Genomic DNA, 26,503 nt, shown 5'->3' with positions numbered 1-26,503 from the left:
CCGGATACAAAGAGGGAAAAACCACGCTTTTTCCCGCTTCAAAAGCAATCTCGTCAGGCCGATGCAGACAAGGTCCGCCGCTTTGCTGGTTCGACGGTTGGGCTGTGCGGAATAAACGACACAATCCAGTCCACCAGCACGGTGAGCGCGTGGAAAACAAACTTCAATGACGGTGGAGCAAACTCCGCCAGGTGCCGGTAACCCCGGAACCCAAGCTTGAGAATATCCAGCAGGCTCTCCAGCGGCTTATCCTCAGGGAAACTGTCCTGCCACAGCGCCCAGGTATCGGCGCGGGCAAAAGTACACTGAATAAAATCAATATGCTGCCGGGTAGTCATCTGTGCCAACTGCAGGCCAGCCTCGTCGCCAAAGACCCTGACGACCTGAGCCGGGAAGAAATACTCCTGCGCACCACGTTTCAGCAGCAGGTTAACTTTTTGCCCTTCCAGCACCTGCGCTGGCCCATGGATCTTGATGCCCACCCCGCCGTCTGAATAATCATGCACGGTGCAAGGGAAAAGATGCCCGTCTTCACGCGCCAGCGCCGCAGGCATGGCAATTTCAACACGGTGCGCGCGCCTGACTTGCTTGCTCTCAACCGAGACCGCCACCGCTCCACCGAGGATGATAAGGTTGTAGAACACCCACAGCAGGCTCACGACCACCGTTAACGCTTCGTTTTCCGGACCATAGAAGAAACGCCATGCCCCAACGGCAACGCCCAGAAGATTTATCAGCACCAGCACCAGATACGGGCGTGTAATCACCCAATCCACGTACTCGTTTTCAACCAGCCCGCCTTTCGCGGTAACATTGAACTTCCCTTTGTGCGGGTTAAACAGCGCCACCAGCGTAGGCTGGGCGATATACCAGGCCAGCACCGTTTCATAGATTTCACTCCAGAACGAATGGCGGTACTTGCCCTGAATTTTTGAGTTCGTCAGGCTGGCATGGATCATGTGCGGCAGAACAAACAGCGCAATCATGATTGCCGGGGCGTAAATGATATAGGCGTGAAACAGCAGGAACGCCAGCGGTGCCGTCAGGAAGATAAGTCGCGGGACCCCTGAAAGGAAGTGGAACATGGCGTTGGCGTAACAGAGCCGCTGAGCAAACTTCAGCCCTTTCCCAAAGAACGGGTTATCGAGGCGGAAAATCTGCGTCATGCCGCGCGCCCAGCGAATACGCTGGCCAATGTGTGCCGAAAGGCTTTCCGTCGCCAGCCCGGCCGCCTGCGGAATACGCAAGTAAGCTGAGGTGTAGCCGCGTCGGTGCAGACGCAGTGAAGTGTGCGCATCCTCGGTCACGGTTTCAACGGCAATACCGCCAATTTCGTCCAGTGGGCCACGACGGATCACCGCACAAGAGCCACAGAAGAACGTGGCATCCCACATGTCGTTGCCGTCCTGCGCCAGCCCGTAGAACAGCGTGCCTTCGTTTGGCGTTTTGCGAAAACGCCCAAGGTTGCGCTCAAACGGATCGGGCGAGAAGAAGTGGTGCGGCGTCTGCATCATCGCCAGCTGTTTCTCTTTGAAGAACCAGCCCATTGTGAGCTGCAGGAAGGAACGCGTGGGCACGTGGTCGCAGTCGAATATGGCGACGAAGTCGCCTTTCGCATGCTTCAGCGCGTTGTTAATATTCCCGGCTTTGGCGTGCTCGTGCGTTGGACGGGCGATGTAATTCACCCCCACCATCTCGGCAAACTGCTTAAACTCATCACGCCCGCCGTCGTCCAGAATCCAGATATTCAACTTGTCCTTCGGCCAGTCAATGCCCAACGAGGCATAGATTGTCCCTTTCACCACGTGCAGTTCTTCGTTGTAGGTCGGAACAAAAATATCCACAACTGGCCAGGTGCTCATGTCTTTTGGCATCGGTACCGGCTGGCGGTTAAGTGGCCACACAACCTGGAAATACCCCATCACCAGCACCAGCCAGGCATACGTCTCGGCAAACAGCAGCACCAAACCGAAGACCAGGCTAACCGGATCGTTCCAGTTTAGAGTTGATGTGTAGCGCCACCAGATGTAGCGACAGGAAACGGTGAGCGACAGCACAATCAGCATCAAGGCGGCAAAACGCCCAGGTAACCGGCGAACCAGCAGCGCCACACCCCACAGCAGCATCAGGAAAATGAACTGTGCCAGCGGGTTGAAAGGCTGAGTGATACAAAGCAGAGCGAGAATGGCGGAAAACACCACGATCACACCCAGAATGATACGCCGGGCGGTGTGGCTGATGTGGCCAAGCTCTTTCTTCTCTTCAAGATGCTGCGTACGGTTGCTAAAGTTTTCCGGCAGTTTGTTGAGCCAGCCATGCCAGCTCTCGCGCCATGCCTGCATCCGGTCGAACGACCGTATACGCGGGCGCCCGGTTTGTTTGCTGGCACGAAGCAGCAGCCACAGGCTTTGGATACCGTAACGCACCGCGTCCAGCGGGCGTGGCCGGTCGGGATTAATATGCGGGTAAAACCGACCATGCTCAGCGCGTATGCGGCCCCAGCGCTCCCCTTCAAGCGGCAGGAAAGACCAGGCAAGAATAAAGACGATACAGCCCAACACTGCGCTAAACGGTGGAGCGCCGTTGCGACGAAAAGTACGGTAACGCTCTCCCAACCGCTGACGGGCAGCAGGGAGCAACAGCCACGACGCCAGGTTACTCATGCTTTTTCCCTGAAAGATTCAGCAGACACCAATTGGCGAGCGTCATAATTTCTTCGGCGATAAGCGAGTCGGGGCGATATTCACCAAGCGGCTGTTTTACCGCCGCGCTTTCCGCCATCGCTTCATCCCGATGGAGAATAATAGGGATCATCGCCTGTTGGCTCTGCAGCCAGATTTGGTAGATATCGTCCTGCAGCTGGCTGGCGACCAACAGGTAGTTCACCAGTAAATGCGCCCCTGAGGCAACGCCTGCTGATGCAATCGGATATGGCAGTTAGTGTCCGGCTTGACTACCGTCAGAACGCTATCTGTCTGCGCCAAAAGCTGACGAGTCAATGACTTAAAACCGTGGGGCAAATCCAGCAAAATCCATTGGTATTGCTGGCTCGCTTTCAGGTCAGCAAGGAAATGGCTGAACTGCCCGAGCGCTTTTTCCACCGTCTCGAACGTTTCATGCTCTGCCGGGCTCAGTTGGCCAAACGGCAGCACGTCGAGATGACGGGTATAGCGCCAGGCGCTTTTGCGCCAGTCCTGATTGTCCAGCATGGCGCGCGCCCAGCCCTGAGGCTCTGCGAAATCAATATTATAAAACATGCGCAGCAGGTTATCTGGCGAGGCATCGATTACCAGCACAGTCTCACCAAGCTGCTGTAACGACCAGGCAAGCGCCGCGGTGATAGAGGTCGTCCCGACGCCACCACGCAACCCCTGCAACCCAATGACAGCCATCAGGCCTACTCCCTATTGTTGCGTGAATTCTGCCAGCAACGGCCAACGCTTAATTGCTGCCGCCAGCTGTTCCTGCTGCGATATATCGGTGTAATCTATTTCCGGCAGTGAGAATGCTTTACTTAATGCCAGAAAGTCATTTTGGAAGGCATAAACAAGCTTTTTTTCCTGAACATCGCCAGTCTCTTCATCTTGCATTTTGGTTGTCATCCCTTAGCCGGGTTTCGCTACCAGCGATAACGGTAAATGTCCGGAAAACGAAAAATGTTTTACAATGCTAAAACTGATGCTGTTTATTTTCAATGGTAGGTTTCTTTCTTAGCTTACGCTAGTAAACTGACATACATACTAATTTATATCCAGGGGACGCCATGGAACCCATATTTTCGCTTGGCATCCGTTCATTATGGAACGAATTGAGCCATATGCCTGCTGGTGGCGTCTGGTGGCTGAACGTCGATCATCAGAATGATGCAATAAACCTTGTTAATCAAACTGTTATCTCACAACAACAGGATGCAAACGTTGCCGTAATTACGATGTCGGCACAGCCAAAACAAGCGATAAAGCTCGATCCAACTACAGGGCCGGAAAAAATACGCCTTTTTTCAATGCCCTCATCTATCAATGGACTGAACTCGCTACGTCGCGATCTGATGTGCAGTATTAATCCTGAAAACTATTTTTTTATACTCTTAAGTTCAGACAACGCCTGGGAGAATATATCGACAGCGGATCTGAGGCATTGGATCTCCGCGATGGCCAAATGGACAACGCGCAATAAGTGCAGCCTGCTGTTTGTGAATGTTGGGAATAATAATGACAAACAATTCTCATTATTGGTCAACGAACACCGCAACCTTTCCGGTCTTGCCAGCCTGCGAGCGCAAAGTGATATCCATCGTTTTGATGTGGCTTTTTGGTGTAATGAAAAAGGCGTCACCGCCGATCAGCAACTGAATGTGCATTGGCAAAATGGAACATGGTACGTTGTGGAAAACGCCGAAAACGCCCCTCAGCCACGCAGCGATGAAAAGCGGGTGCTAAGCCACATTGCCGTGTTGGAAGGTGCCCCTGCCCTCTCTGAAAACTGGCAGCTTTTTGATAACAATGAACAGCTGTTTGAAGCCGCGCGAACCGCGCAGGCCGCCACCATTATTTTTTCTCTCACGCAAAACGGCCAAATCAATAGCATCGCCCGGCAGATTCACTCGCTTCGCCGCCAACGCGGAAGTGCGCTAAAACTGATCGTCCGCGAAAATCAGGCCAGCCTGCGAGCCACCGATGAAAGGCTGCTGCTTGGCTGCGGCGCAACGCTGATTATTCCGTGGAACGCGCCGCTTTCACGCTGCCTGACGATGATTGAAAGCGTTCAGGGCGCGAAGTTTACCCGCCATGTGCCGGAAGACATCAGCGTATTGATAGACCAAATGCAGCCGCTGAAGCTGCGCGGCTATCAGCCTTGGGACGTCTTCTGTAGCGGCATCAGCACGCTAATGAACAATGCACTACTGCCGGAAGATGGCAAAGGCGTGATGGTGGCTCTACGCCCGGTTCCTGGGCTGCGCGTTGAACAGGCGCTGACCCTGTGCCGACCCAATCGTATGGGGGATGTTGTCACTCTCGGCGAAAACCGCCTGGTACTGTTCCTTTCCTTTTGCCGAATTAACGATCTCGATACCGCACTGAATCACATTTTCCCCCTGCCGGTGAATGACATTTTCACCAACCGCATGGTGTGGTTCGAAGACAGCCAGATTGCCGCCGAGATCTTACAAATGCAGGCCATGCGCCCGGAAAAATGGGCGAAACCGCTTGCCGCAACGCTTGATCTGAACGCCGTACGTCAAGTCAGGCATGAGGGCCAAGGGTGGCGTCGCCAGCCAACCCCGATCGCGCTACTGGATGAAACACCGGGGGAGCAGACACAATGATGAATATCACCGACATCATCCAGCTGGTTGTGCTTTGCGCGATTATTTTTATTCCGCTAGGCTATACCGCTCACCGCTGGCTTCCCCGTCTTACCGCTTCGGTACGGCTGATGTTTTTAAAACCACGCTACGTTAAACCGGCCGGAACGCTGCGCCGAACATCCGTCAAGGCAGACCATCAACATGACTAATCACTCTCAAACGGCAAAGTCGCCAGCGTATTTTATGCAGTACTGGCGTGGCCTGGGTGGCTGGAACTACTACTTCCTGTTGAAGTTCGGGCTGCTGTGGACCGGCTATCTTAATTTTCACCCGCTGGCAAACCTGGTCTTTCTGGCCTTTTTGCTGTTCCCGCTGCCGCCGCTAAAGCTGCACAAACTGCGTAACTGGATAGCCCTGCCGGTGGGGATTGGCCTGTTCTGGCACGATACCTGGCTGCCGGGACCTGACAGCATCATGAGCCAGGGCTCACAGGTTGTTGGCTTCAGCGCGGACTACCTTATCGATCTGGTCACCCGCTTTATTAACTGGCAAATGATCGGGGCAGCGTTTGTCCTGCTGGTCGCCTGGCTTTTTATTTCACAGTGGCTGCGCGTCACGGTCTTTGTCGTGGCTATTCTGGTGTGGCTGAACCTGTTAACGGTGGCCGGCCCGGCTATCTCTTTGCTGCCGTCGACGTCACAGACGACAGCGTCCGTTAACGCGGGCGGTAAGGCTGCCGGGGCAACGGCTGCCGGCAATACGCTGGCCCCGGTACCCGGCGATATCCCGGCGCAAACGGCGCCGCCGACCAGCGATAACATTACCGCATGGCTTAACAGCTTCTATGCCAGCGAAGCCAAGCGGCAGACTAAATTCCCTGACGCACTGCCTGCTGACGCTCAGCCTTTTGAGCTGCTGATCATTAATATCTGCTCGCTCTCATGGTCCGACATCGAAGCGGTCGGCCTCAGTTCGCACCCGCTGTGGAAGCACTTCGATATTCTGTTCAAAAACTTCAACTCGGCCACCTCCTACAGCGGCCCGGCGGCCATTCGCCTGCTCCGCGCCAGCTGTGGCCAGTCCTCGCACAAGAATCTGTATGAGCCGGCCGGTAACCAGTGTTATCTGTTCGATGACCTTGCGCGCCTTGGCTTTAAACAGCAGTTGATGCTGGATCACAACGGCGTTTTCGGTAACTTCCTGAAAGAAGTGCGTGAATACGGCGGCATTCAGGTGCCATTGATGGATCAAAGCGGCCTGCCAAGCGACCTGCTGGCGTTCGATAATTCACCGATCTACGACGACACGGCTGTGCTCCACCGTTGGCTGGAGGGCGAGCAGAAAGACGGGACAAACCCGCGTACTGCCACCTTCTACAACCTGGTCCCACTGCACGACGGCAACCACTATCCGGGGAACAGCAAACCTGCGGACTATAAAGCGCGTGCGCAGAAGTTGTTTGATGAGCTGGATTCCTTCCTGACGGAGCTTGAAAAGTCGAACCGTAAAATCATGGTTGTGATTGTGCCGGAACACGGCGCGGCGCTGAAAGGTGACAAGATGCAGGTTTCAGGGCTGCGTGATATTCCAAGTCCTGATATCACTCACGTTCCGGCCGGCGTAAAATTCATCGGCATGAAGGCACCACACGGTGGCGATGCTATTGAAATCAACCAGCCAAGCAGCTATCTGGCGATTTCAGAGCTGGTTTCCCGCTCGGTGGACGGCAAGAACTTTGTCGCAGACCAGGTCGACTGGAACGCGTTGACCAGCAACCTGCCGCAAACTGCCCCGATTTCAGAAAATGCCACGGCGGTTGTGCTGAAGTACCAGAATAAGCCTTATGTCCGTCTCAGCGGCGGCGACTGGGTGCCTTACCCGCAATAATACGAACGTTTAGATGACCAAAAACCGGCGCTCAGGCGCCGGTTTTTTTGCTACGATAAAAAAATAATCTCTTGTAGCAGCGGCGAGAGATGTAGATTTTCGCCGAGCGAGAGATTACCCCAAAGGACTCAGGGTGATTTCTACGCGGCGGTTTTGCGCTTTGCCTTCCGCAGTGCTGTTGCTGGCGATAGGGTTCGCCGGGCCTGCACCGGAGGTGCGAATACGGCTCGCGTCAACGCCCTGGGTAATCAGCGCGCTGCCGACGCCGTCCGCACGCTGCTGTGACAGCCGCATATTCAGCTCTTTGCTACCGGTGCTGTCGGTATAGCCGACCACATTAACCGCTGTTTTTGGGTACTCTTTCAGCACCATCGCCACGCCGGTCAGGGTATTGGTCCCCGCCGGTTTCAGCGTGGCACTGCTGCTGTCGAAGGTGACGTTGTTCGGCATATTCAGCACGATGTTGTCGCCGTTACGGGTCACGCTAACGCCGGTGCCGCGCATTTTGTCGCGCAGCCTGGCCTCCTGCACATCCATATAATAGCCGGCACCACCACCGAGCGCTGCGCCTGCGGCAGCGCCGATCAGCGCGCCTTTACCCCGGTCTTTCTTGGACGAAGAGAGGACGCCTACACCCGCCCCCACCAGAGAGCCAATCCCGGCTCCAATGCCTGATTTACCGGCCTGGCTTTCACCGGTGTACGGGTTGGTCGTACAACCGGAAACCGCTAAGGTGCCGCACACGATGGCGGCCACGATCATGACGCGTTTTTTCATCTTATTTCCTTCAATCCTTATTCATCCTTTGCCGTATACGAGCCCGACGATTGATTATGACGATAATTCGTGTAGAAAATTCCGGTAAGTATTCTGAATAGTTGTCACAAATTGAGTGGGTATAGCCCACCGCCTGCAATCGCGGAGCCCAAATTGGCCAATTCATCCTCTTCACGTAAACAGATCCTCACGGCCGCCCACTGGGGGCCCATGCTGGTCGAAACCGACGGAGAACGTGTTTATCGCTCTCGCGGCGCGCTTGAAACCGATCATCAAAACTCGCTGCAAAGCGCGGTGCCGGATCAGGTCCATAGCAAAGCGCGCGTCGCGTTTCCTATGGCGCGAAAAGGCTTTCTGGCCTCGCCGGATAAGCCACAGGGCGTTCGCGGCAAAGATGACTATGTGCGCATTAGCTGGGATGACGCGCTGACGCTGATTCACCGGCAGCACAAACGCATTAGGGAGAACTACGGCCCGGCGGCCGTTTTCGCAGGCTCCTACGGCTGGCGCTCCAACGGCGTGCTGCACAAAGCCTCCACGCTGCTTCAGCGCTATATGAGCCTGGCAGGCGGCTATACCGGGCATTCAGGTGACTACTCGACCGGTGCCGCGCAGGTGATCATGCCCTACGTGGTCGGCTCCAACGAAGTTTACCAGCAGCAGACCAGCTGGCCGCTGCTGCTTGAGAACAGCGACGTGGTGGTGCTATGGAGCGCGAACCCGCTTAACACGCTGAAAATCGCCTGGAATGCCAGCGACGAACAGGGCGTGAAGTACTTCGAGCAGCTGAAAAACAGCGGCAAAACGATTATCGCCATCGACCCGATGCGTTCAGAAACCGTCGGCTTCTTCGGGGCTCGCGCCGAATGGATCGCCCCGCATATGGGCACCGACGTAGCGCTAATGCTCGGCATTGCCCACACGCTGGTTGTCCGTGGCAGGCATGATACGGCTTTCCTCGCCCGCTGCACCTATGGCTACGACAAGTTTGAAGCCTACCTGCTCGGCAAGACCGATAGCCTTCCGAAAAGCGCGGCCTGGGCCGCCGGGATCTGCGGTATTCCGGCGGACACAATCGAAAAACTGGCGGATCTTTTCAGCCACAAGCGCACCATGCTGATGGCCGGTTGGGGCATGCAACGCCAGCAGTACGGCGAACAAAAGCACTGGATGCTGGTCACGCTGGCGGCGATGCTGGGCCAGATAGGCACTCCGGGGGGCGGCTTCGGTCTCTCCTACCATTTTGCCAACGGTGGTAATCCGACGCGCAGCGCGGCCGTGCTCGGCTCGCTACAGGGCTCGCTTGCTGGCGGAACTGACAATCCCCGTGGCGCGTATCGTCGAGGCGCTGGAAAATCCGGGGGTGGCCTATCAGCATAACGGCAGACAGCACATCTTCCCGGATATCCGCATGCTCTGGTGGGCAGGCGGCAGCAATTTTACTCACCATCAGGACACTAACCGCCTTGCGGCCGCCTGGCAAAAGCCGGAGCTGATCGTTATCTCCGAGTGTTTCTGGACGGCGGCGGCAAAACACGCCGATATCGTTCTGCCGGTGACCACGTCGTTCGAGCGCAACGACATGACGATGACCGGGGATTACAGTAACCAACACCTTGTGCCGATGAAGCAGGTGGTTTCCCCGCAGGGCGAGGCGCGGAACGATTTTGATATCTTTGCAGAGCTGAGCGAAAAATGGGAAGCAGGCGGTAAAGCACGGTTCAGCGAAGGGAAAAGCGAGCTTGAATGGCTGGAGACTTTCTATGATATTGCCCGTCAGCGAGGGGCTGTACAACGGATCGAACTGCCAGAATTTAGCGATTTCTGGGAAGCTAACCAGCTGATAGAAATGCCAGAAAATGAGAAGAATGCGGAATTTATTCGCTTCTCAGCTTTCCGTGACGATCCTGAAGCGAACCCGCTCAAAACGCCGAGCGGTAAAATTGAGATCTATTCCGAGCGCATCGCCAGCTTTGGCTACGCAGACTGCCCGCCGCACCCAAGCTGGCTGGCACCGGACGAATGGCAGGGCAACGCCGCCTCCGGTCAGCTGCAGCTGCTCTCATCTCATCCGGCGCACCGTCTGCACAGCCAGCTAAACTACGCCGCACTGCGCGATCGGTATGCGATAGCGGGACGTGAACCTATTACGCTGCATCCGTTTGACGCCAAAGCACGCGGCATTGAGCACGGCGATTTAGTGCGGGTATGGAACGCTCGCGGGCAGGTGTTGGTGGGCGCTCAGGTTACCGATGGCATCAGGCCCGGCGTGGTCTGTATCCACCAGGGCGCATGGCCCGATCTGGACGAAGATAACCTGTGCAAAAACGGCGCGGTTAACGTACTCACGATGGATATTCCGTCTTCACGGCTGGCTAACGGCTGCGCGGCAAACAACTCCCTCGTCTGGGCAGAGAAATTTACCGGTCCGGCACCTGCTGTGACGGCGTTTGATCCGCCTGCCAGCCCATGATCCACGTCGGGTGCTGCGTCTCTTCCTGCCACGCGCCCTCTTCTATGCGAAAGCCGTGGCGGTGATAGAAATGCACCGCCTGGCGATTTTTCTGGTACACCTCGAGGCTCAAGGCCGTGTATTCCTCTTTGGCCTTCTCCAGCAGCTTGCCGCCGATACCTTGCCCCGTGCAGGCAGGCGCCACGAACAGCGCACCGATAAACTGCTTCTCCATGACGCTGATAAACCCCACCAGCCGTCCCTCATGCAGATACACCCACGTTTTTGACTGCGGGATATACACATTGCGCACCAGATTCACGCTCTCATGCCAGTAGCTTTCCGCGATAAACGGATGACCGTCGATCGTGCTCTCAAGCCAGAGCGCCATCAGCGCATCCATTTCCACGGCGTTAAATGGCCTGATCATTGGCGATAATCTGGGTGGCAGAAGCAGCCGGTCAGGTGATCATTGACCAGGCCACAGGCCTGCATAAACGAATAGCAGATTGTCGAGCCCACGAACTTAAAGCCACGCTTCTTCAAGGCCTTAGACAAGGCATCTGACGTTGGCGTGAAGGCCGGGACCTCGCTGAGCGAGGCGGCATGCGACACCTGCGGCTTATTCTCTACGAACGCCCAGACGAACGCCGGGAATTTCTCACCGTTGGCCTCCATCGCAAGAAAAGCTTTAGCGTTAGTAATAATGGCCTCAATTTTCCCACGGTGACGAATAATCCCGGCATCCTGCATCAGCTCATCGACCTCTTCCGGCTGAATGAGCGCTACGGCATACGGGTCGAAATTTCTGAAGCGCTTACGGTAGTTTTCGCGCTTCTTCAGCACGGTTATCCACGATAGCCCGGCCTGTTGTCCTTCAAGGCAGATCATTTCGAACAGCTTTTGCCCGTCGGTGACCGGCACGCCCCACTCTTTATCGTGATATTCAAGATACAGCGGGTCCTGAGTAACCCAGCCACAACGCTCCATATCCCTCTCCCTCATCACTTTCCGCATAGCGGGCAAATTAGTTGATCAGACAATAGTGAATACGGCGAGTTTCGCAACCCTAAAGGAGATCAAAGAAAAGTCATTTAGTGCAGGTGATTTTGCAAACTGTTAACCATGTCTCATTTATGATTTAACATTTACTATACAGCAATCACGCACAATACAATGATAGCAAGCACTAACAAACAAATTCAGAAAGGGTCATTGAAGGCCGTTCATACCTTCCCCAATGCATTTCATTCCGTTCTCCACGCATTTCATGCCGTTTTTTCCTGGAATAAACGGCGCTTCGCTATCGTAGGCGGCAGATAACTTCCCTTAGATTCGCAGGACATCTGCCATGAATACTGCCACCTACAACCGTACTCGCTGGTTAACCCTCATCGGGACCATCATTACTCAGTTCGCACTGGGTTCCGTTTATACCTGGAGCCTGTTCAACGGCGCGCTGTCCCAGAAGCTGGACGCGCCCATCAGCCAGGTCGCGTTCTCCTTCGGTCTGCTAAGCCTCGGCCTCGCCATCTCCTCTTCCGTTGCCGGTAAACTGCAGGACCGCTTTGGCGTGCGTAAGGTCACTATGGCGGCGGGCGTACTGCTCGGTGCCGGGCTGTTCTTCACCGCGCACGCCAACAACCTGATGATGCTGTGGCTCACCGCAGGCGTACTGGTTGGCCTGGCAGACGGCGCGGGCTATCTGTTAACGCTTTCCAACTGCGTGAAATGGTTCCCGGAGCGTAAGGGGCTGATCTCCGCCTTCTCCATTGGTGCCTATGGCCTCGGCAGCCTCGGTTTTAAATACATCGATACTCATTTGCTGGCAGCCTACGGCCTCGAAAACACCTTTATGATTTGGGGCGGCCTGGCGATGGTCATGGTGCTGTTCGGCGCCACCATGATGAAAGATGCTCCGCTGCAGGAAACCAAAACCGCAAACGGCGCGGCGAAAACAGACTTCACCCTGGCGGAATCTATGCGTCAGCCACAGTACTGGATGCTGGCGCTGATGTTCCTGACCGCCTGCATGAGCGGCCTGTACGTTATCGGCGTAGCAAAAGATATCGCGCAGGGCATGGTGCACCTGGATGCAATGTCCGCCGCCAATGCGGTCACCGTCATTTCCATCGCAAACCTCAGCGGCCGTCTTGTACTCGGTATCCTCTCCGATAAAATCGCCCGTATTCGCGTGATTACGATTGGCCAGGTGATTTCATTGGTCGGTATGGCAGCCCTGCTGTTTGCTCCGCTCAACGAGCTGACGTTCTTTGCGGCCATCGCCTGCGTTGCCTTTAACTTTGGCGGCACCATCACCGTATACCCTTCTCTGGTAAGCGAGTTCTTTGGCCTGAACAACCTGACCAAAAACTACGGTGTGATTTACCTGGGCTTCGGTATCGGCAGTATCTGCGGCTCCATCATCGCCTCGCTGTTCGGCGGCTTCTACGTAACCTTCTGCGTCATCTTCGCCCTGCTGATTCTGTCTCTGGCAATCTCCACCACAATTCGACAGCCGGTTCGTGCCGTGCTGAGCCACAAACACGCACATGCCTGATTCAATATATTAAGGCCGCCTGTTCGGGCGGCTTTCTTTGTTTATTTTCCCTGTTTGCCCTTATTTCAATGCGACGCGTAGCAATATTGATGTAACGTTAAGCGTTATCACCCGGCCATCGCAGATCGCCTTCTTGTCGTGTAAATATTGGGCCTAATCGCCATATACGACGATACTTTCTCCCCCTGCTGTGCTCTACTAGCCGCCGTTCGAGTTTTGACCCGGATCCAGGAATTTTCCACGATTCACGACTAATTCAAACTCATTAAGAACTCCGCGCCAACACCATGGTCTGATTAGCGCTTATATATTTATATCGCCAGGATACCCTGCATGAATTACTTTAAAACAATGTCCCAGCAGAAATTATGTTTACTGCTCGGCGTGTACATTGGTTGGTTTTTAAATATTTCGGTCTTCTATCAACGATTTGATAGTCGTGCACAAGTTTTCATCGCCTGGAAAGGTCTTGCTGCCGCAACAGAATTTTTCGCCTGCCTGCTGGTCACCTTTTTCCTGCTCCGCCTGCTGTCAATATTTGGCCGCAATCTCTGGCGCCTCCTGGCAACCTTCGTGGTGCTGTGTTCGGTGGCAGCCAGCTACTACATGACCTTCTTCAACGTGGTGATCGGCTACGGCATTATTGCCTCGGTCATGACTACCGATATCGACCTTTCAAAAGAAGTGGTTGGTTATCACTTTGCCATCTGGATGGTATTAGTCAGCATTATTCCGCTGTACCTGATCTGGGCAAACAAATCACAGGATACGCTGCTTCAGCAGTTGAAAACCCCCGGCCAGCGCATTAAGAACATCGCTATTGTCGTCGCGGCAGGTTTACTTGTTTGGGCGCCGCTGCGTACGCTTGGTGAAATGCAATCCAGCGACGAACGTGGTTCAACGACCGACATGGCAAGCTATGGCGGCGTGGTCGCGAGTTCGTATGTCCCGGTGAATTGGGTCTCCTCGCTTGGCCTGTTTGCCTGGGCAAAAGCCGACGAGTCTGACGGTAACGGCTCGCTGATGAACCCGACGAAGAAATTCACCTACGTCACGCCTCCGGGCCTGGACGATACCTACGTGGTGTTTATTATCGGCGAGACAACACGCTGGGATCACATGGGCCTGCTTGGCTACGATCGCGATACCACGCCAAAACTGTCTAAAGAGAAAAACCTGGTGGCTTTCCACGGCCAGTCCTGCGACACCGCCACCAAGCTTTCGCTACGCTGCATGTTCGTGCGGGAAGGCGGAACCGAGGATAACCCTCAGCGTACATTGAAAGAGCAGAACGTTTTTGCGGTACTAAAACAGCTGGGCTTTAGCTCCGACCTGTATGCCATGCAGAGCGAAGTGTGGTTCTACAAAAACGCCATGCCGGACAGCTTAGCTTTCCGCGAGCAGATTGCCGCTGAGCCGCGCAACCGTGGTAAAACCGTGGACGATATGCTGCTGGTTGAAGAGATGAAGCAATCACTCAATCAGAATCCTGACGGCAAGCATCTGATTATCCTGCACACCAAGGGTTCCCACTTCTCCTACGCCCAGCGCTACCCGCGCAGCTTTGCGAAATGGACACCGGAGTGCATCAACATCAATAACGGCGGTTGCCCAAAGGAAAACTTGATCAACGCCTTTGATAACTCGGTGCTGTACATTGATACGATGATCGACAGCGTGATCGACCAGGTACGTGATAAAAAGGCGATTGTGTTCTACGCCGCAGACCACGGCGAGTCCATCAGCGATTCTATGCACCTGCACGGCACGCCGCGTGAGATGGCACCGCCTGAGCAGTTCCGCGTCCCGCTGATGATTTGGGCCTCGGACAAGTATCTGGAAAACCCAACGTTCGCCGAGTCCTTCAGGCATTTGCAGGAACAGGCAAAAATGAAGATTCCGCACCGCCACGTTGAGCTCTACGACACGATCCTCGGCTGCCTGGGGTATACCTCACCAAACGGCGGGATTAACGAGAACAACAACTGGTGTCACGTTCCAAATAAAGCCGCGAAATAATCTTTTCCGCAGCCTGTCGTCTTCATTAAAAGGATCGGCATTCAATAAAACACCTCGCAACGCGGGGTGTTTTCTCTTTTATCGTCACTATTTTTTAACTTCGTGCCCTGCCATTTTTACCCGTGATGGCCCACATCAATTCATCGTGTTTGGTTATGGAAAACCGTGGTTTTTTGCGCCATCGCTTATGATGAGGGACAGCATTTTCCGCTGTGGGCGATACAGATCACAAAATAAATCGTGCAACAATTCATCATTTAACACAAAAATTTACCGATTCATGACAACCCATTCTCGCTATAGGTTGCAAATTAATCAGCGTAATATTCTGGTAACAAGCCTGTAGCATAATTTTCCCTGCTGGAAATACCCTTTGAAGGTTTTTTTAATCTTTGCCCGTGAAATCCCACCCTGCTTGTAAATCCCCGATACCTGTATTGACGTTTCCTTAATCTGTTGACAGATTGTAGGACGAGAGGGGCTATTTACGGACCGTCTGTGCTACCTCCATGCATGACTCGCGAAAGGAACTGCTGGCCTCACCATCGCCTCCGGGCACACCGTACCGACCACCCACAAATAACAATGGTCAGACGGTTACAAAACACAACACGACACATAATTGGAGCAGAATAATGAGTATTTCCTTGAAGAAGTCAGGGATGCTGAAATTTGGTCTGAGCCTGGTTGCCATGACCGTTGCAGCAAGCGTACAAGCCAAAACCCTGGTTTACTGTTCAGAAGGTTCCCCAGAGGGCTTTAACCCACAGCTGTTCACTTCCGGCACGACTTACGATGCCAGCTCCGTACCGATTTATAACCGTCTGGTAGAATTCAAAACCGGCACCACCGAAATCATCCCAGGCCTTGCTGAGAAATGGGACGTTAGCCCGGACGGCAAAACCTACACCTTCCACCTGCGTAAGGGCGTGAAGTGGCAGGATAATAAAGACTTCAAACCGACTCGTGATTTCAACGCCGACGACGTTGTGTTCTCTTTTGATCGTCAGAAAAACAAAGACAACCCGTATCACAAAGTCTCTGGCGGCAGCTATGAATACTTCGAAGGTATGGGCCTGCCTGACCTGATTACCGACATCAAGAAAGTTGACGACAACACCGTGCAGTTCGTACTGGCACGTCCGGAAGCACCGTTCCTCGCGGACATGGCCATGGACTTCGCCTCTATTCTTTCTAAAGAATACGCGGACAACATGATGAAGGCCGGCACCCCGGAAAAAACCGATCTGAACCCAATCGGTACCGGTCCGTTCCAGCTGCTGCAGTACCAGAAAGACTCCCGTATTCTGTATAAAGCCTTCCCGGGCTACTGGGGCACCAAACCGCAGATCGATCGCCTGGTCTTCTCCATCACCCCAGACGCTTCCGTGCGCTACGCCAAACTGCAGAAAAACGAATGTCAGGTGATGCCGTTCCCGAACCCGGCCGACATCGCCCGCATGAAAGAAGACAAAAACATCAATCTGATGGAACAGGCTGGCCTGAACGTGGGCTACCTCTCCTTCAACACCGAGAAGAAGCCGTTTGACGACGTGAAAGTGCGTCAGGCGCTGACCTACGCGGTGAACAAAGAAGCGATCATCAAAGCGGTTTATCAGGGCGCGGGCACCGAGGCTAAAAACCTGATCCCACCAACCATGTGGGGCTACAACGATGACGTGAAGGACTACACCTACGATCCTGAAAAAGCGAAAGCGCTGCTGAAAGAAGCGGGCCAGGATAAAGGCTTCACCGTTGAGCTGTGGGCGATGCCGGTACAGCGTCCTTACAACCCGAACGCTCGCCGTATGGCCGAGATGATTCAGGCTGACTGGGCGAAAATCGGCGTTCAGGCCAAGATCGTGACCTACGAGTGGGGCGAGTACCTGAAGCGTGCTAAAGCGGGCGAACACCAGGCCGTAATGATGGGCTGGACCGGCGACAATGGGGATCCGGATAACTTCTTCGCGACCCTGTTCAGCTGCGCCGCGGCGAAAGACGGTTCTAACTACTCTCGCTGGTGCTACAAGCCGTTTGAAGATCTGATTCAGCCGGCTCGCGCCACCGACGACCACAACAAACGTGTTGAACTGTACAAACAGGCTCAGGTTGTGATGCACGATCAGGCACCAGCGCTGATCATCGCTCACTCCACCGTGTTCGAGCCAGTACGTAAAGAAGTTAAAGGCTACGTGGTCGATCCACTGGGCAAACACCACTTCGAAAACGTGTCCGTCGAATAATAAAAGTTACGTGCTTTATTCCCTCTCCCTCAAAGGGAGAGGGGAAACATTTGTGAGCAATACAGACGGAACAGTTACCAGGCTTTCCGTCACTACAGAGAATCCGGGATATGCTGCAGTTCATCCTCCGACGACTGGGGTTAGTCATCCCCACGTTTATAGGTATTACCCTACTCACCTTCGCTTTCGTGCATATGATCCCCGGAGACCCGGTGATGATCATGGCCGGAGAGCGCGGTATTTCTCCCGAGCGCCATGCCCAGCTGCTGGCCGAGCTTGGCCTCGACAAACCTATGTGGCAACAATACCTCCATTACATCTGGGGCGTAATGCATGGCGACCTTGGGATTTCATTAAAGAGCCGCCTCCCGGTCTGGGACGAGTTCGTGCCGCGCTTTAAAGCGACGCTGGAACTCGGCATCTGCGCGATGATTTTCGCCGTTGCCGTCGGCATTCCGGTAGGCGTACTTGCCGCCGTGAAGCGTGGCTCCATCTTCGACCACACCGCCGTTGGCCTCGCGCTGACCGGCTATTCCATGCCCATTTTCTGGTGGGGCATGATGCTCATCATGCTGGTCTCGGTACACTGGAACCTGACCCCGGTTTCCGGACGCGTCAGCGACACCGTGTTCCTGGATGACTCCCTGCCACTGACCGGATTTGCGCTGATAGACACCGCCATCTGGGGCCAGCCGGGTGATTTTATTGACGCCGTTGCCCACATGATTTTGCCTGCCGTCGTACTGGGTACTATTCCGCTGGCGGTTATCGTGCGTATGACCCGCTCTTCGATGCTGGAAGTGCTGGGCGAAGATTACATCCGTACCGCTCGCGCCAAGGGCCTGACCCGCATGCGCGTTATCGTGGTTCACGCCCTGCGCAACGCGATGCTGCCGGTGGTCACGGTTATCGGCCTGCAGGTCGGTACTCTGCTGGCAGGCGCTATCCTGACGGAAACCATCTTCTCCTGGCCGGGCCTTGGCCGCTGGCTCATCGACGCCCTGCAGCGTCGTGACTACCCGGTAGTCCAGGGCGGCGTGCTGCTGGTGGCGACGATGATTATCCTCGTCAACCTGCTGGTAGACCTGCTGTACGGCGTGGTGAACCCGCGTATACGCCATAAGAAATAAGGGGCCATCATGACACAACTGACTGAAAACAAAGTGGTGGCAGCACCCAAGCCGATGACGCCTTTCCAGGAGTTCTGGCACTACTTCAAACGTAATAAAGGGGCGGTGATCGGCCTGGTGTACGTCGCCGTAATGATCTTCATCGCCGTGTTCGCTAACTTCATCGCGCCTCACGCGCCCGCCGAGCAGTTCCGCGACGCGCTGCTGCACCCGCCGGTCTGGCAGGAAGGCGGCAGCTGGAGCTACATCCTCGGCACCGATGACGTAGGCCGCGACGTGCTTTCCCGTCTGATGTACGGCGCACGCCTGTCGCTGCTGGTCGGCTGCCTGGTGGTCGTCCTGTCGCTGGTAATGGGCATCGTGCTGGGCCTGGTCGCCGGTTACTTCGGCGGCGTGGTCGACAACATCATCATGCGCGTGGTCGATATCATGCTGGCGCTGCCAAGCCTGCTGCTGGCGCTGGTGCTGGTGGCTATCTTCGGCCCGTCTATCGGTAACGCCGCGCTGGCGCTGACCTTCGTTGCGCTGCCGCACTATGTGCGTTTAACCCGCGCCGCGGTGCTGGTGGAAGTTAACCGCGACTACGTCACCGCTTCCCGCGTGGCAGGTGCTGGCCCCGTTCGCCAGATGTTTGTGAATATCTTCCCGAATACCCTTGCGCCGCTGATTGTTCAGGCGTCGCTCGGCTTCTCGAACGCCATTCTCGATATGGCCGCCCTTGGCTTCCTCGGCATGGGTGCGCAGCCGCCAACACCGGAGTGGGGCACCATGCTCGCCGACGTGTTGCAGTTCGCGCAGAGTGCCTGGTGGGTTGTGACCTTCCCTGGTCTGGCAATCCTGCTGACGGTGCTGGCATTTAACCTGATGGGTGACGGTCTGCGTGACGCGCTCGATCCCAAACTGAAGCAGTAAGAGGTTCGAGATGGCGTTATTAAATGTAGATAAATTATCGGTGCATTTCGGCGACGAAGACGCACCGTTCCGTGCCGTTGACCGCATCAGCTATAGCGTGGATCAGGGGCAAGTTGTCGGCATCGTGGGAGAGTCCGGCTCCGGTAAATCCGTCAGCTCGCTGGCGATTATGGGGCTTATCGACTTCCCAGGCCGCGTAATGCCGGAAAAACTGGAGTTCAACGGCCGGGACCTGAAACGCATTTCTGAGAAAGAGCGCCGCAACCTGGTGGGCGCCGAAGTGGCGATGATCTTCCAGGACCCGATGACCAGTCTGAACCCGTGCTACACCGTCGGTTTCCAGATTATGGAAGCCATTAAGGTGCACCAGGGCGGCAACAAGAAAACCCGCCGCCAGCGCGCTATCGATCTGCTGACCCAGGTGGGTATTCCTGACCCGGCTTCACGCCTCGACGTTTACCCGCACCAGCTTTCCGGCGGGATGAGCCAGCGCGTAATGATCGCCATGGCGATTGCCTGTCGACCTAAGTTGCTGATTGCCGATGAGCCAACCACCGCGCTCGACGTAACTATTCAGGCGCAGATCATCGAGCTGCTGCTGGAGCTGCAGCAAAAAGAGAACATGGCGCTGATCCTGATCACCCATGACCTCGCACTGGTTGCCGAAGCCGCCCATAAAATCATCGTGATGTACGCGGGCCAGGTTGTGGAAGCGGGCTCGTCCCATGATATCTTCCGCGCGCCTCGCCACCCTTACACCCAGGCTCTGCTCCGTGCGTTGCCGGAATTTGCTCAGGATAAAGCGCGCCTGGCTTCGCTGCCGGGCGTGGTTCCGGGCAAATACGACCGCCCGAACGGCTGCCTGCTGAACCCGCGCTGCCCGTATGCGACCGACAAATGCCGCAGCGAAGAGCCGGAATTAACCCTGCTGGCAGACGGACGTCAGTCCAAATGCCACTACCCACTCGATGATGCCGGGAGGCCAACCCTATGAGTACCCCACAGGCCACCGCGCAACCGCTGTTGCAGGCCATCGACCTGAAAAAACACTACCCGGTGAAGAAGGGCTTTTTCGCCCCTGAACGCCTGGTGAAAGCGCTGGACGGCGTGAGCTTTACCCTCGAACGCGGTAAAACGCTGGCGGTAGTCGGCGAGTCCGGCTGTGGGAAATCTACCCTTGGCCGCCTGCTGACGATGATCGAAGTCCCGACCGGCGGAGAGCTGTACTACCAGGGTCAGGATCTGCTGGTCCCGGACGTTTCAGCGGAAAAGCTGCGCCGGCAGAAAATCCAGATCGTCTTCCAGAACCCGTATGGCTCGCTGAACCCGCGTAAAAAAGTGGGGCAGATCCTGGAAGAGCCGCTGCAAATCAACACCAGCCTGAGCAAAGCCGAGCGCCGTGAAAAAGCGCTGGAGATGATGGCGAAAGTGGGTCTGAAAACCGAGCACTACGACCGCTATCCGCACATGTTCTCCGGCGGCCAGCGCCAGCGTATCGCTATCGCCCGCGGCCTGATGCTTGATCCGGACGTGGTGATTGCCGATGAGCCGGTCTCAGCCCTCGACGTATCGGTTCGTGCGCAGGTGCTGAACCTGATGATGGACCTGCAGCAGGATCTGGGGCTGTCCTACGTGTTCATCTCCCACGACCTGTCGGTGGTGGAGCACATCGCCGATGAAGTGATGGTCATGTACCTCGGGCGCTGCGTGGAGAAGGGCAGCAAAGAGCAGATTTTCTCTAATCCGCTGCATCCGTACACTCAGGCGCTGCTGTCTGCGACGCCGCGCCTGAACCCGGACGAACGCCGCGAACGCATCAAGCTGACCGGCGAGCTGCCAAGCCCGCTGAACCCGCCGCCGGGCTGCGCCTTTAACGCCCGCTGCAGCCGTCGCTTCGGGCCATGCACCCAGCTTCAGCCGCAGCTGAAAGACTACGGCAACGGCCAGCTGGTCGCATGTTTTGCTGTCGATCAGGATGTGAACGGGGAACTGCGTTAACTGCTTTGCCCCTCCTAACAGAGGGGCAATTTAATATGAAATGATCTTTAATTATAAATACTATGAATTAACTCAATTTTTTCTGAGAAAAATCCCATTCTGACATTTATTTTTAAAACTTAATTCTTTTAAATATCTCATACGATTATTAAACTTACATTCTGTTTTTAAGTCAATTATTTTCCTAAACGGATACTTTATCCTAGATACAATATAATATTCATCCGCATCAGGATGTTTTTGAATTAATTTCTTAATTCCATATGTGCCATATCCATAGTAACAACATGAGATATAGCACCTACATATAGTATCAGGATGTACACTCCCTCTAATCCAAATAGCTAACACTTGCTCACGAATTTTTCTTCTAACGGTCTTTTCATATCGCTTAGTTATTGTTCTAACGAACTGCTGTTCAATAGTACTGGCACCCTGCCTAACCCCCTTGAATGATCGTAAATATATTGTCCTAAGAATAGCAATCGGATCAATGCCAAAATGTAATAATTGTCGATGATCTTCTGCAATCCGTAAACACTCAACAAGTGGTGGTTTTATTATACTAATGGAAAAGCTGTTTTTATTTAGAGTCTGTAAACAAAGATTATAATCATACACTAAGCTTTTTATCTTTAAGCATCTAATAAAAAAAGCAATTAAAAAATATGGGATAGTTAATACAAAAATTAAAGCTCGTTCTTTTCCCATCTTACATCACCTGTGGAATCCGCGGCAGTAGACCAAAACTCACCAAACATTTTTTTTGAGTTTATTTTTTTAAACACAATAAGAATTGAATACTCTCTTTCCACCCCGGTCATTTTAATATGCAAAGAGACTTGATTTCTTCTTAAATAATTCCTTTTAATAACACCGCTAACCTCACCTCTAGTTCTATGCTTACCCTCATATGACAAAAATTTTAAATCACTATTAATATCATTAGTCTTTTCAATATACCCCTCTATATCATTACCATTACTTATTATATTAAGCGTATATATTGAAACCATATTAATATATGGATTGTACTTAGAAAATAATGTCTTACACTCAATATGAAACGAACCAGACAGATCAGGAGGACCTTTTATATACTCTTTGAAAATAAAGATTGCCAATGCTGCAAGTAGGGTTGCAATTGCTCCACTCAAGATGCTATTTGTGGAGATATAATTCCACACTGAATTTATCATATCCATTTTTTTGTCTTTGCTAAAAATGGATATTTTAAAGTCCAAGCCACAAACAGTAAAGTTACTTAACCCCTTGGCTCAATCCCTTTTGCCTTCAAAGCCTCACGAGCCAGATTCTTTAGCCAATTCGCCAGGCTCATTCCCTGTTCCGTTGCTTCCATATCGAGTTGCTCACGTAAAGCGGGATCGATACGCATTTTAAAATGGGGTGACTTACCACCGCCTTTCGGTTTTTTGTCTCGACTAACGATTGACATGGGGCCCCATATTGAGTAATTTTTGTTCTGTATAGGGGGGCACATTAACATAGCCACTCTATAACGAACAACGCCCCGAAGTGCTGTAACACTGTCGGGGCGTCTAACCACAAACGTTAACTGATTAGGAGTAACGCTATGGCTAACGCTGATAGTACCACAACCACTAATACCGAAAATCTGGTCTTTCAACCAGTTACTGAATCCACAATCGCGAAGCTATTAAAAATACCGCTCGGTGCTTCCCACGACCTGTTCCAGGTGCTGGATGCCTGCGAGGCATATGTTGATGAACTGATTGAGAACGAAGATATCACTGAGCGTATGGCGCTGTGCGGCCGCCTGCTTGCTGGCCTGGAAGTACTAAGAACCGTTTTGAAAGAGCCTCTACCGGAACACCTAATCCAGCAGCTCACAGTGGAGGATGATAATTTTAATGATAACAGCCACGCGCTCTGTTCCGACTCAGAAACGATACGTGAATATTGTCAGGGAATGACCATCATTTTGTTGAACCAGCAAAACACCGCCGAGTCTCAACAGCAAATTACCGGCCTGCTGTTCGAGTTGGTTCATCTGCTGGCCGACGATTTAAAAACACCGCGGTTTGTGCGGACTGCTGATGGACTGGCGATGATTAACCGCGAAGCACGGTCTGGCATACACTGATTTTCAATTAAGCACAGCCTGCTTCTGTTTACTGCGAAACTGACGTGAGAGCGTCGGTTTCTCCGTTCATAAAAAGACTTTTACCGCACAGTCCAGTCTTCAAGCCTTAGCCCCGGCACACGATTGAACTCCCGAATATTATTGGTTACCACTATTAAGCCAAGGGAACGCGCATGTCCGGCAATCATGCTGTCATAGGGGCCAATCGGAGTACCTTTTTTTGCCAGCTCTGCGCGAGCCTGCCCGGTGTTTACCGCAGCATCGGTTCCATAAGCCAGAACATCAAGACGGGCAGCAAACCCTTCAATAACGGCCAGATTTTTCTCCGGATGAAGTGATTTTTCTGCACCATAAATCAACTCCATTAAGGTGACCGAACTGATGCACATTTGCCCATAATATTGATTAAAAGCTTCACGAACGAGCTGCGGTTTATTCTTTATAGTAAAGATACAAATATTGGTATCCAGCATGTACTTAAGCATTAAAACTCTTCCCTGAGTTGTTCGTCCGGCTGTTCTCTGTCTGACATAAAGTCTGCCGTCACGCTATCGCCATTAAACCAACTATCCCAGCTTTCACCAGCCGGGGTGATCACACGTGTTCTGCCGATAGCAACAATATCCACATGCTTCACATCCTCTGGCAAGGCAACCGCTTTAGGTAAACGAACGGCCTGGCTACGATTACTTTTAAATACCGTTGTCTTTTCCATCAAAGGCCTCCTTTTCTGTTCATTTTTCACTCACTAAAGGATAACGCCACAAAGGGATATGTCAATGGGATATACAATACACCAACATAAGAGCTGTACATTTGCTCACCACACACCATATGGATATAATTAAATGACCAAATGGGAGATAAGCGATGAAGATTTTTACACCATCCGAAAACACGTCACCTCCACAGCGTTTGTGGCAGGCCGCCGGGCTGAAAAGTGCGGAAGGCATCGCCGTTGTCGCTCAGATTGATAATGGGCTGAGCGGCGATGTCGCTTCTCTGGTGATGGAATGGGCGGACATCACCCAAAGCGAGTTCAAACGCATCACAGGCATTCCGAATACCACTTTCAGCCGCAGTATCAAGCACGGCTTTACGCCGGAACAAAGCGAGAAGATCGTGCGTTTCATCCGCGTACTGGACAGGGCGGTTGAACTGTTCGAAGGCGACAAAGCCGCTGCCCGCCGCTGGCTTAACGAACCCGTTCGTGCTCTGGGCTGGAAATCCCCTGCCGAGTTGGTGACATCCGAGGCGGGGGCTTATGAGGTGATGAAGCTGATTACGAGGCTGGAGCACGGAGTCTGGTCATGAAGCTCTACCGCCTGACGAAAACACGCTATCTTTCCTCTGCGTGGTCCGGCTATGGGGCAAGGGAAGGCGGGGGCCGCTGGAACAACCCAGGCACATCGATGGTTTATTTGTCGGAGGCGGCCTCGCTCACCATGCTGGAAACGCTGGTGCATCTGAACGCCGCCAGGCTGCTGGATTCTTTTACCCTGCTGTGCGTGGAAGCCGGGGAAACATTGAGCCAAACCGTCGATATTGCCCGTCTGCCGAAAGACTGGGCCGCGTCTGAAGCATCTCCGGCACTTGCCGCCCTTGGCGATGAGTGGGCAACCAGCCAGTCTTCGGCGCTTTTGCGCGTTCCCAGCGCCGTCTCGCCGGTTGAATTTAACTACCTGCTGAACCCCATTCATCCCGATACCCCCTCCATTCTCGCCTCAGCAAAAGCGATTCCTTTTAGATTTGATGAACGATTAAAGTAGTGCCTGACGGAATTATTCACCCTCAGAAACAGTGTAATCATAAATACCGCATTTATCCGCCGCCCACGACTGCGTAAATTGTGATCCTTATCACTCATGCGTTCCTCTGAGGAAGTGCGGTACTATGCTAAATAATAAAGATAAACCTGCATCATCACCGTGGATTGCGGTCTTTTCCCTGACCGTAGCCTGCTTTGTGATGGTTACCACCGAATTCCTGCCCATCGGCCTGCTGACCAATATCGCGCCTTCGCTTGGCGTCTCCACCGGAACGGCCGGGCTGATGGTCACTATGCCCGGCATTGTTGCCGCCGTGGCAGCCCCCGTGCTCAGCCTCGCCTCCGGCAGCCTCGATCGCCGCCTGCTGATGCTTGGCCTGTCGCTGCTGTTGGTCGTTTCTAACCTGGTTTCCGCCCTGGCAATTAACTTTCCGATGATGCTGCTGGGCCGCATATTACTCGGCATCTGCGTCGGGGGGTTCTGGTCATTTTCCATGAACTATGGCCGCCATCTGGTTCCCGAGTCCAGCCAGGGTCGCGCCGTGGCGCTTATCGTCAGCGGCGTCTCCGTTGGCGCCGTTTGTGGCGTTCCGGCAGGAGCGCTGATTGGTGACCTGTTCGGCTGGCGTACCGCTTTCTTTGCCAGCGCGGGGCTGGCAGCAATCACTTTATTGGCGCAGCTACGCCTTCTGACCTCGGTACCGCCAAGCCGCGCGATTACCGTGCAGGATCTGCTGTCTCCCCTGCGCCTGCCGATGGCACGCATTGGGTTAATCGCCATCGTGCTGCTGTTTGTTGGCCACTTCTCGGCTTATACCTACCTGCGCCCGCTGCTTCAGCAGGTGTTTGTTCTTAGCCCGTCGGCGATTACCTTCCAGCTGCTGGCCTATGGTGCCGTAGGACTGTTGGGTACTTTCGCCGGTGAACGCCTGGCGGAGCATAGCCTGCGCTGGACCTTTATTCTGGTGGCGGCGATGCTGGCCAGTATTCTGATCGTTTCCCCGCTGCTTAGCGGCCTGGCGGGCGCCACGCTAATGGTGCTGGTCTGGGGTTTGGCTTTTGGTGCCGTACCGGTCTGCGCCACAAACTGGATGTTCGAAGCGGTGCCGGACGCACCGGAAGCCGGGCAATCACTGCTCGTCACCGTGATTCAGATTGCTCTGGCCTCCGGCGCGCTGCTGGGCGGTGAGGTGGTGGACTGGCACGGCGTCAGTAGCGCGATGTTGTTTGGCGGCGCGCTTATCCTTTCGGCAACGTTGGTATTCGGCCTCTCCTTGCGTACCAGAATGATTAGCGCTAAACAGTGTGGATGATTATTTACGTC

General features: G+C 53.9%; 24 protein-coding genes and 2 pseudogenes. 15 read left to right on the top strand and 11 right to left on the bottom strand.

The annotated features are described in order from the left end of the window. Window positions 1–53: 53 nt before the first annotated feature. From bcsA to bcsR, 3 genes and pseudogenes are all read right to left on the bottom strand, one after another. A complete protein-coding gene (gene bcsA, locus VGM55_RS22090) occupies window positions 54–2,663 on the bottom strand; it encodes a UDP-forming cellulose synthase catalytic subunit (RefSeq protein WP_331636701.1) in 2,610 nt (869 codons plus the stop codon). Further along, window positions 2,656–3,392, bottom strand: a pseudogene (gene bcsQ / locus VGM55_RS22085) (cellulose biosynthesis protein BcsQ). The gene bcsA and the pseudogene bcsQ overlap by 8 nt, the downstream one beginning before the upstream one ends. A gap of 12 nt (window positions 3,393–3,404) precedes the next feature. Further along, window positions 3,405–3,590 (bottom strand): cellulose biosynthesis protein BcsR, encoded by a 186-nt coding sequence (gene bcsR, locus VGM55_RS22080; RefSeq protein WP_154187517.1) that lies wholly within the window; start codon window positions 3,588–3,590, stop codon window positions 3,405–3,407. Between the two features lie 173 nt (window positions 3,591–3,763). On the opposite strand from bcsR, the gene bcsE reads away from it, so the two are divergent. The 3 genes from bcsE to bcsG are packed head-to-tail and all read left to right on the top strand — an operon-like array spanning window position 3,764 to window position 7,195. After that, window positions 3,764–5,326, top strand: coding sequence for a cellulose biosynthesis protein BcsE (gene bcsE / locus VGM55_RS22075; RefSeq protein WP_331636700.1), 1,563 nt, complete (start codon window positions 3,764–3,766; stop codon window positions 5,324–5,326). Then, the gene (gene bcsF / locus VGM55_RS22070) at window positions 5,326–5,517 is read left to right on the top strand and encodes a cellulose biosynthesis protein BcsF (protein WP_331636731.1); all 192 of its coding nucleotides are present in this window, start codon (window positions 5,326–5,328) and stop codon (window positions 5,515–5,517) included. Before bcsE ends, bcsF begins: the two co-directional genes overlap by 1 nt. After that, window positions 5,510–7,195 (top strand): cellulose biosynthesis protein BcsG, encoded by a 1,686-nt coding sequence (gene bcsG, locus VGM55_RS22065; protein ID WP_154187360.1) that lies wholly within the window; start codon window positions 5,510–5,512, stop codon window positions 7,193–7,195. The genes bcsF and bcsG overlap by 8 nt, the downstream gene beginning before the upstream one ends. 114 nt (window positions 7,196–7,309) lie before the next feature. On the opposite strand, the gene VGM55_RS22060 is transcribed toward bcsG, so the two are convergent. Continuing rightward, window positions 7,310–7,972 carry an OmpA family lipoprotein gene (locus VGM55_RS22060; RefSeq protein ID WP_154187359.1) on the bottom strand — a complete coding sequence of 221 codons (663 nt, stop codon included), beginning with the start codon at window positions 7,970–7,972 and terminating at the stop codon, window positions 7,310–7,312. Window positions 7,973–8,182: 210 nt separating this feature from the next. Here VGM55_RS22060 and VGM55_RS22055 point away from each other — a divergent pair. After that, window positions 8,183–10,445: pseudogene (locus tag VGM55_RS22055) on the top strand (molybdopterin guanine dinucleotide-containing S/N-oxide reductase). Here the strand turns inward: VGM55_RS22055 and VGM55_RS22050 are convergent. Further along, entirely contained in the window at window positions 10,393–10,854 is a 462-nt protein-coding gene (locus VGM55_RS22050) for an N-acetyltransferase (protein ID WP_154187357.1), read from the bottom strand. The pseudogene VGM55_RS22055 and the gene VGM55_RS22050 sit on opposite strands and share 53 nt — an antisense overlap. Beyond that, on the bottom strand, window positions 10,851–11,414 hold the full coding sequence (tag, locus tag VGM55_RS22045; RefSeq protein WP_154187356.1) for a DNA-3-methyladenine glycosylase I: 564 nt from the start codon (window positions 11,412–11,414) through the stop codon (window positions 10,851–10,853). Before tag ends, VGM55_RS22050 begins: the two co-directional genes overlap by 4 nt. Before the next feature lie 361 nt (window positions 11,415–11,775). Between tag and VGM55_RS22040 the strand changes: the two genes are divergently transcribed. The 7 genes from VGM55_RS22040 to dppF all read left to right on the top strand — a co-directional run bounded on the left by VGM55_RS22040 (window position 11,776) and on the right by dppF (window position 21,286). Next, window positions 11,776–12,984 carry an L-lactate MFS transporter gene (locus VGM55_RS22040; RefSeq protein ID WP_331636698.1) on the top strand — a complete coding sequence of 403 codons (1,209 nt, stop codon included), beginning with the start codon at window positions 11,776–11,778 and terminating at the stop codon, window positions 12,982–12,984. 333 nt (window positions 12,985–13,317) lie between these two features. Then, window positions 13,318–15,003 carry a kdo(2)-lipid A phosphoethanolamine 7''-transferase gene (gene eptB, locus VGM55_RS22035; protein ID WP_154187354.1) on the top strand — a complete coding sequence of 562 codons (1,686 nt, stop codon included), beginning with the start codon at window positions 13,318–13,320 and terminating at the stop codon, window positions 15,001–15,003. 635 nt (window positions 15,004–15,638) lie between these two features. Further along, complete coding sequence (gene dppA, locus VGM55_RS22030; RefSeq protein WP_331636697.1) at window positions 15,639–17,246, top strand: dipeptide ABC transporter periplasmic-binding protein DppA; 1,608 nt, start codon at window positions 15,639–15,641, stop codon at window positions 17,244–17,246. Window positions 17,247–17,356: 110 nt separating this feature from the next. After that, window positions 17,357–18,376: a dipeptide ABC transporter permease DppB gene (gene dppB / locus VGM55_RS22025; protein ID WP_061273312.1), complete on the top strand. Its 1,020-nt coding sequence runs from the start codon at window positions 17,357–17,359 to the stop codon at window positions 18,374–18,376. 9 nt (window positions 18,377–18,385) lie between these two features. Further along, the gene (gene dppC, locus VGM55_RS22020) at window positions 18,386–19,288 is read left to right on the top strand and encodes a dipeptide ABC transporter permease DppC (RefSeq protein WP_061273309.1); all 903 of its coding nucleotides are present in this window, start codon (window positions 18,386–18,388) and stop codon (window positions 19,286–19,288) included. Between the two features lie 10 nt (window positions 19,289–19,298). After that, window positions 19,299–20,282, top strand: coding sequence for a dipeptide ABC transporter ATP-binding protein (gene dppD, locus VGM55_RS22015; protein WP_039298855.1), 984 nt, complete (start codon window positions 19,299–19,301; stop codon window positions 20,280–20,282). Further along, the gene (dppF, locus tag VGM55_RS22010) at window positions 20,279–21,286 is read left to right on the top strand and encodes a dipeptide ABC transporter ATP-binding subunit DppF (RefSeq protein ID WP_154187351.1); all 1,008 of its coding nucleotides are present in this window, start codon (window positions 20,279–20,281) and stop codon (window positions 21,284–21,286) included. The genes dppD and dppF overlap by 4 nt, the downstream gene beginning before the upstream one ends. Before the next feature lie 72 nt (window positions 21,287–21,358). Here the strand turns inward: dppF and VGM55_RS22005 are convergent, their stop codons facing one another. The 3 genes from VGM55_RS22005 to VGM55_RS21995 are packed head-to-tail and all read right to left on the bottom strand — an operon-like array spanning window position 21,359 to window position 22,742. After that, a complete protein-coding gene (locus VGM55_RS22005) occupies window positions 21,359–21,997 on the bottom strand; it encodes a transglycosylase domain-containing protein (RefSeq protein WP_331636696.1) in 639 nt (212 codons plus the stop codon). Then, complete coding sequence (locus VGM55_RS22000; protein WP_331636695.1) at window positions 21,976–22,491, bottom strand: hypothetical protein; 516 nt, start codon at window positions 22,489–22,491, stop codon at window positions 21,976–21,978. Before VGM55_RS22000 ends, VGM55_RS22005 begins: the two co-directional genes overlap by 22 nt. 59 nt (window positions 22,492–22,550) lie before the next feature. Further along, window positions 22,551–22,742, bottom strand: a complete 192-nt coding sequence (locus tag VGM55_RS21995; RefSeq protein ID WP_331636694.1) for a toxin-antitoxin system HicB family antitoxin — start codon at window positions 22,740–22,742, stop codon at window positions 22,551–22,553. A gap of 138 nt (window positions 22,743–22,880) precedes the next feature. Between VGM55_RS21995 and VGM55_RS21990 the strand changes: the two genes are divergently transcribed. Further along, complete coding sequence (locus tag VGM55_RS21990) at window positions 22,881–23,411, top strand: hypothetical protein (RefSeq protein ID WP_331636693.1); 531 nt, start codon at window positions 22,881–22,883, stop codon at window positions 23,409–23,411. Between the two features lie 80 nt (window positions 23,412–23,491). Here VGM55_RS21990 and vapC read toward each other — a convergent pair whose 3' ends face one another. Both vapC and vapB read right to left on the bottom strand, forming a co-directional pair. Then, window positions 23,492–23,896 (bottom strand): type II toxin-antitoxin system tRNA(fMet)-specific endonuclease VapC, encoded by a 405-nt coding sequence (vapC, locus tag VGM55_RS21985; RefSeq protein WP_331636692.1) that lies wholly within the window; start codon window positions 23,894–23,896, stop codon window positions 23,492–23,494. Next, window positions 23,896–24,126 carry a type II toxin-antitoxin system VapB family antitoxin gene (vapB, locus tag VGM55_RS21980; protein ID WP_154187346.1) on the bottom strand — a complete coding sequence of 77 codons (231 nt, stop codon included), beginning with the start codon at window positions 24,124–24,126 and terminating at the stop codon, window positions 23,896–23,898. The genes vapC and vapB overlap by 1 nt, the downstream gene beginning before the upstream one ends. Window positions 24,127–24,281: 155 nt before the next feature. Here vapB and parS point away from each other — a divergent pair, with 155 nt between their 5' ends. The 3 genes from parS (at window position 24,282) to VGM55_RS21965 (ending at window position 26,492) form a co-directional block, all read left to right on the top strand. Next, window positions 24,282–24,725: a type II toxin-antitoxin system Xre/ParS family antitoxin gene (gene parS / locus VGM55_RS21975; RefSeq protein ID WP_154187345.1), complete on the top strand. Its 444-nt coding sequence runs from the start codon at window positions 24,282–24,284 to the stop codon at window positions 24,723–24,725. After that, a complete protein-coding gene (locus VGM55_RS21970; protein ID WP_154187344.1) occupies window positions 24,722–25,180 on the top strand; it encodes an RES family NAD+ phosphorylase in 459 nt (152 codons plus the stop codon). Before parS ends, VGM55_RS21970 begins: the two co-directional genes overlap by 4 nt. A 124-nt stretch (window positions 25,181–25,304) precedes the next feature. Then, the gene (locus VGM55_RS21965) at window positions 25,305–26,492 is read left to right on the top strand and encodes an MFS transporter (protein WP_154187343.1); all 1,188 of its coding nucleotides are present in this window, start codon (window positions 25,305–25,307) and stop codon (window positions 26,490–26,492) included. Window positions 26,493–26,503: the final 11 nt, after the last annotated feature.

The sequence above is a fragment of the Cedecea sp. genome, assembly GCF_036500665.1.
Taxonomy (GTDB): Bacteria; Pseudomonadota; Gammaproteobacteria; order Enterobacterales; family Enterobacteriaceae; genus Cedecea.
The sequence above is the reverse complement of the archived record's forward strand: the minus strand, read 5'-3'. Positions and strand labels throughout refer to the sequence as shown.

Excerpts from the sequence above, each read along its gene's own strand:
- bcsA (WP_331636701.1), bottom strand. The coding sequence starts at position 2,663 with ATGAGTAACCTGGCGTCGTGGCTGTTGCTCCCTGCTGCCCGTCAGCGG.
- bcsR (WP_154187517.1), bottom strand. The coding sequence starts at position 3,590 with ATGCAAGATGAAGAGACTGGCGATGTTCAGGAAAAAAAGCTTGTTTAT.
- bcsE (WP_331636700.1), top strand. The coding sequence starts at position 3,764 with ATGGAACCCATATTTTCGCTTGGCATCCGTTCATTATGGAACGAATTG.
- bcsF (WP_331636731.1), top strand. The coding sequence starts at position 5,326 with ATGAATATCACCGACATCATCCAGCTGGTTGTGCTTTGCGCGATTATT.
- bcsG (WP_154187360.1), top strand. The coding sequence starts at position 5,510 with ATGACTAATCACTCTCAAACGGCAAAGTCGCCAGCGTATTTTATGCAG.
- VGM55_RS22060 (WP_154187359.1), bottom strand. The coding sequence starts at position 7,972 with ATGAAAAAACGCGTCATGATCGTGGCCGCCATCGTGTGCGGCACCTTA.
- VGM55_RS22050 (WP_154187357.1), bottom strand. The coding sequence starts at position 10,854 with ATGATCAGGCCATTTAACGCCGTGGAAATGGATGCGCTGATGGCGCTC.
- tag (WP_154187356.1), bottom strand. The coding sequence starts at position 11,414 with ATGGAGCGTTGTGGCTGGGTTACTCAGGACCCGCTGTATCTTGAATAT.
- VGM55_RS22040 (WP_331636698.1), top strand. The coding sequence starts at position 11,776 with ATGAATACTGCCACCTACAACCGTACTCGCTGGTTAACCCTCATCGGG.
- eptB (WP_154187354.1), top strand. The coding sequence starts at position 13,318 with ATGAATTACTTTAAAACAATGTCCCAGCAGAAATTATGTTTACTGCTC.
- dppA (WP_331636697.1), top strand. The coding sequence starts at position 15,639 with ATGAGTATTTCCTTGAAGAAGTCAGGGATGCTGAAATTTGGTCTGAGC.
- dppB (WP_061273312.1), top strand. The coding sequence starts at position 17,357 with ATGCTGCAGTTCATCCTCCGACGACTGGGGTTAGTCATCCCCACGTTT.
- dppC (WP_061273309.1), top strand. The coding sequence starts at position 18,386 with ATGACACAACTGACTGAAAACAAAGTGGTGGCAGCACCCAAGCCGATG.
- dppD (WP_039298855.1), top strand. The coding sequence starts at position 19,299 with ATGGCGTTATTAAATGTAGATAAATTATCGGTGCATTTCGGCGACGAA.
- dppF (WP_154187351.1), top strand. The coding sequence starts at position 20,279 with ATGAGTACCCCACAGGCCACCGCGCAACCGCTGTTGCAGGCCATCGAC.
- VGM55_RS22005 (WP_331636696.1), bottom strand. The coding sequence starts at position 21,997 with ATGGGAAAAGAACGAGCTTTAATTTTTGTATTAACTATCCCATATTTT.
- VGM55_RS22000 (WP_331636695.1), bottom strand. The coding sequence starts at position 22,491 with ATGGATATGATAAATTCAGTGTGGAATTATATCTCCACAAATAGCATC.
- VGM55_RS21995 (WP_331636694.1), bottom strand. The coding sequence starts at position 22,742 with ATGTCAATCGTTAGTCGAGACAAAAAACCGAAAGGCGGTGGTAAGTCA.
- VGM55_RS21990 (WP_331636693.1), top strand. The coding sequence starts at position 22,881 with ATGGCTAACGCTGATAGTACCACAACCACTAATACCGAAAATCTGGTC.
- vapC (WP_331636692.1), bottom strand. The coding sequence starts at position 23,896 with ATGCTTAAGTACATGCTGGATACCAATATTTGTATCTTTACTATAAAG.
- vapB (WP_154187346.1), bottom strand. The coding sequence starts at position 24,126 with ATGGAAAAGACAACGGTATTTAAAAGTAATCGTAGCCAGGCCGTTCGT.
- parS (WP_154187345.1), top strand. The coding sequence starts at position 24,282 with ATGAAGATTTTTACACCATCCGAAAACACGTCACCTCCACAGCGTTTG.
- VGM55_RS21970 (WP_154187344.1), top strand. The coding sequence starts at position 24,722 with ATGAAGCTCTACCGCCTGACGAAAACACGCTATCTTTCCTCTGCGTGG.
- VGM55_RS21965 (WP_154187343.1), top strand. The coding sequence starts at position 25,305 with ATGCTAAATAATAAAGATAAACCTGCATCATCACCGTGGATTGCGGTC.